Origin of the sequence: Moraxella sp. CTOTU49097 (assembly GCF_032064105.1) — a bacterium.
GTDB classification, from domain to species: Bacteria; Pseudomonadota; Gammaproteobacteria; order Pseudomonadales; family Moraxellaceae; genus Faucicola; species Faucicola osloensis_B.
On record NZ_DAMBOA010000042.1, the window covers coordinates 1 to 4,374 of the forward strand.

A 4,374-nucleotide genomic window follows, 5' to 3' on the forward strand; every position below is an offset into this window, starting at 1 on the left:
TCTTAGCAGCGGCGATTTCTACCACGTTATTAGCCGGTTGTGCAACGACGCCAACCCATACCGCTCATGCACCGATGCACGCAGCTAACATTGTTGATGTGGCAAAATCAAATCCAGATTTTTCAATATTAGTTGAAGCGGTGGTAGCCGCAGGTTTAGCCGACACCGTCGCGACCACTAAAAACATCACCGTATTTGCGCCGACCAATGCTGCGTTTGCCAATCTACTTGCTGAGCTTGGTATGACCAAAGCGCAATTGTTTGCAAACAAACCGTTACTACAATCTGTGTTAACTTATCATGTGCTGCCAGCCACAGTAATGGCAAAAGATGTCAAGCCAGGTATGGTTAAAACCTTACAAGGTCAAAACGTCATGGTGACTTCAAATGGTAAATTACAAGATGCCAATGGACGTGTTGCCAACATTGTCACCACAGATATCAAAGCGAGCAATGGTGTGGTACATGTGATTGACCGTGTCATTTTACCAAAAAGATAAGTTATCATAGATAAAGTTATCACCGATAAATTGTTGTCTTTATGCATAGTTATCTTTAGTAATAGTAGCCAACAATTTATTGGTCTGATGGCATAGCGGTGATACGAGTCATCGCTATTTTTTTAACTTTCAAAAATCGTATAGAGCGGATAAAACTATGAAACGGATTGCCATTATCGGTGCAGGATTGGCAGGGTTAACTTGTGGTAAAGCGTTGCAACAAGCAGGACACGACGTAGTGATTTTTGAAAAATCCCGTGGCATTGGTGGGCGACTAGCAACGCGCCGTGCCGAACCATTTTATTTTGATCATGGTGTTGCGGCGTTTACTGCCAGTAACGATGATTTTCAAGGTTTTGTCAATCAATTACTCGCTAAAGGGGTGATTGCAGTATGGGCAGTTGACCAAGCTACCCCCGATATTCCCCTTGTGTCTACCAAATCACACTCCGTGCCCAAAGTCTCTGACTGTTATTCTGACTACTATGTGGGTATACCCGCCATGAATGCCATTGGTAAACATCTCGCCAGTGGCTTAACTGTGCAGCGCAATACCAGAGTAGCCTCGATCATTGATCATCATCCGATTTTTAATAGTTGGGAGTTGTTAAGTGACAAGGGTGAGACATTGGGTCAGTTTGATTGGATTATTTCGGCAATGCCTGTAGAACAAGCAAAAAGCTTTGCTCAAACATCGCTACATACCAAAGTGTTGAATAAATATGCGCTTATGCCTTGTAGTGTGCTGATGCTGGGATTTGATACGCCACTGGCTTTAGACTATGAGTATGCCAAAATCGAGAGTGAGGATATCGATAAAATTATCGTCAATAGTGCAAAACCCCATCGCAAAGGCGGTTATAGCCTTGTGGTTCATAGTACCCCAGCATGGACGAATAGACATATTGAGGAAGATAAAACTGCCTGTATCAGCCATTTGACACAAGCGGCGAGTCAACTATTGGGTATCGATTTATCGACTGCAGCACACAAAGACATACACCACTGGCGCTATGCCACAGGCGAAGCGGTTAACTCCCAATCAGGTGACCACCAGTTAGGCTATCTACTAGATAGCGAGCAAAACATCGGTGTTTGTGGGGACTGGCTACTTAAGGGTGATGTCGAGTCTGCCTACTTAAGCGGTCAAAAACTGGCAAAAGCGATGATTGAATTACTAAAAAGCGAGTAGCGTATGCAACATATCGCCATATTTGGTGCTTCTGGCGCGATTGGAAAGGCATTTTGTAATTGTTTAGCTATCGCCTATCCAAATGCCACCATTCATGCCATTGCCAGAAAACCCCCGGCATTTAGCCACCCTCATATCGTCCCTCATCAGCTTGATTTTGATGATGAGCTGGCTATCGCCGCGCTTATCAAAGCGATAAGTAGCACTCAAGCATTGGACGGTGTCATTGTGACGATTGGGTTATTACATGAGTCTAAAATCGAGGCTCAACCCATCGCGCCTGAAAAATCGCTGCGAGATATCACAGCCGATCAGCTGCACCAATATTTCCACATCAATGCAGTATTACCGATGATGATTGCCAAATACGCCTTGCCCGCCTTAAACAAATCCTCGCAATCGCTATTTGCCGTATTGTCGGCACGGGTAGGAAGTATTTCGGATAATCGCTTGGGCGGCTGGTATGGTTATCGAATGGCAAAAGCAAGTTTACATATGGGCATTAAAAATTTAAGCATCGAGATGCAACGAAAAAACCCCAACGCGATTATTGTTGCTTTGCACCCTGGCACGGTAGACAGTGAGTTATCCAAACCATTTCAAAAAAATGTAGCAGAAGGTAAATTATTTACCCCAGCATTCTCAGCGCAAAGTTTACTTAAGGTTTTGCATCAGCTCACGCCTAAAGACTCGGGCAAAATTTGGGCTTGGGATGGTAAAGAAATTCTGCCTTAAAGCCGCCTTAAAATTGTGCCTTAACCTTGTATTAGGGTTGTAGCCGTGTACCTAGCTTAAGGCTAATCCATCAACCAGTTTTTGTAGATGACGCCCACAATCACGCAAGTTAATCCTGTAACCAAGCCGCCCCAAATAAAATCAACCAGTGCCGCAGTTTTATCATAACCTTTAAGTAATGCTAAGCTTGTAAAATCATAAGTCCCATATGCCATCAGCCCAATGACCACCCCATATCCTGCCAATACCGCCAATGACGCGTGAGCTTTTAACTGCGGGTAGATGACCACCACGCAAAGCGCAAAAACATAAAATAGATAAAACACGCCTGCTGCCGTCATATTGGGTGATTCACTGAGTAGATGTCCAATGCGCGGTGCATAAAAGCGTTGGGTCATGGTTTTAAGCCATACGGCATCAATACCCAAAAATACCATGACGGCGATCAGATATACCCACAGATAGTTTAATGGTGCCATTGCTAAATCCTTGTGTCCTGTTATTAATTGTCATGAACCTTTGGCCGCGCAAATTGGGTTAACGGTAATGGGCTTTTTCAAGGCGTACTTGCACCACGCCAATGGTTTTTTCCAAAAATCCGGCTTCACAGTACGCAAAATAAAAATGCCATAAACGTATAAACGCATCGTCATATCCGAGTGCCTTGAGCTGCGGTAGCGCCTGCATAAAATTATAGCGCCAATCAATCAAGGTACGGGCATAGTCATAGCCATAATCAACCAATGACATTACTTGCATATCGGTATGGTCACGCGCTTGGCTGAGAATTTCACTGTTAGACAATAAACACCCGCCTGGGAAAACATGGGTTTGGATAAAATCCACACCATGCAAATATTTTTGATAACCTCGGTCATTGAAGGTAATCGCTTGTAATACCATCAGCCCATTATCTTTGAGCAGTCGATTACACTGGGCAAAAAAATCTGGCAGATATTCATGACCGACCGCTTCAATCATCTCAATACTGACCAGCTTGTCATACTTGCCGGTAAGCTCACGATAGTCTTGTTTTAGCAGGGTGATTTTGTCGGTTAGATTGGCAGCTGCAATTCGCCGTTTTGCTTCTTCATACTGCGCGTCTGAGATAGTTGTGGTGGTGACACGGCAGCCATATTGGGTCGCGGCATAAATAGCAAATCCACCCCAGCCCGTGCCGATTTCAATGACATGGTCGTCAGCTGTTAACTCAGCTAATTCACAAATTTTTGCCAACTTGTGGGTTTGTGCTGCCGACAAGCTTGATAAGGGTGTCGGATAAATTGCCGATGAATACATCATGCGCTCATCCAAAAATAATGCATACATCGCATTGCCAATATCATAATGGGCTAAAATATTGGATTTGGCGTTGTTTTTATCATTATGCCGATTGCGGTGTTGGCGGTGTTCCCAGCGTTTGGTCACATTGGCAAATTTGGCTTCGATGGTATTGATGAGGGTCAAATTGCGTGCAATCAAGCGTAAAAATGCTGTTAAATCATCGGCTTGCCACAAACCATCAATATAATCATCAGCAAAAGCAATCGAACCGCCTGTTAATAGGTGTTGATACACTTACGGTGAATGGATGGTGAGTGTCACTGCCAAAGGATGATTGCCAATTTGTTCCCCTAGCGTTCGTTGTGTATCGCTCACTGGCGACTGTGTTACAAGATCAGTATTCAGCACCTTAACACCGAAGGTTTTATGAGTCGCTGCCTTAGTCGCTGCCTTAGTTGCTATATCGTCAGACTGATGGAAGGTTTCAATGACGGTCAGATGACCCTGTTTGAGCTTTGATAGCAATAAAAATATTATTTGCCGTGCCGCTTTTGCCGCACTTTGTTGAACGGGCGTGAGCAGATGATCAACAATTGGGTAGGGTAGGTAATCGGTAAACGAGCGCCGCTTGGCTAAATCGGATTGACGGCGTTTCACCAAGGT

The 4,374-nt window shown here is 44.3% G+C and carries 6 protein-coding genes; 3 read left to right on the forward strand and 3 right to left on the reverse strand.

All coding sequences use genetic code 11. The features are described from left to right. The 3 genes from RT064_RS10880 to RT064_RS10890 form a co-directional block, all read left to right on the forward strand. On the forward strand, positions 1-500 hold a 500-nt coding region (locus tag RT064_RS10880), incomplete at its 5' end, for a fasciclin domain-containing protein (protein ID WP_313063381.1). 157 nt (positions 501-657) lie between these two features. Then, positions 658-1,692, forward strand: coding sequence for an NAD(P)/FAD-dependent oxidoreductase (locus RT064_RS10885; RefSeq protein ID WP_313063382.1), 1,035 nt, complete (start codon positions 658-660; stop codon positions 1,690-1,692). Between the two features lie 3 nt (positions 1,693-1,695). Further along, positions 1,696-2,427, forward strand: a complete 732-nt coding sequence (locus RT064_RS10890) for an SDR family NAD(P)-dependent oxidoreductase (protein ID WP_313063384.1) — start codon at positions 1,696-1,698, stop codon at positions 2,425-2,427. 62 nt (positions 2,428-2,489) lie between these two features. Here RT064_RS10890 and RT064_RS10895 read toward each other — a convergent pair whose 3' ends face one another. The 3 genes from RT064_RS10895 to RT064_RS10905 all read right to left on the reverse strand — a co-directional run. Further along, positions 2,490-2,906, reverse strand: a complete 417-nt coding sequence (locus tag RT064_RS10895) for a DUF2177 family protein (RefSeq protein ID WP_060995743.1) — start codon at positions 2,904-2,906, stop codon at positions 2,490-2,492. A 58-nt stretch (positions 2,907-2,964) separates the two neighbouring features. Then, positions 2,965-4,005, reverse strand: a complete 1,041-nt coding sequence (locus RT064_RS10900) for a class I SAM-dependent methyltransferase (protein ID WP_313063385.1) — start codon at positions 4,003-4,005, stop codon at positions 2,965-2,967. Next, positions 4,006-4,374, reverse strand: a 369-nt coding sequence (locus RT064_RS10905; protein ID WP_313063386.1) for a hypothetical protein, incomplete at its 5' end; no start/stop codon positions are given.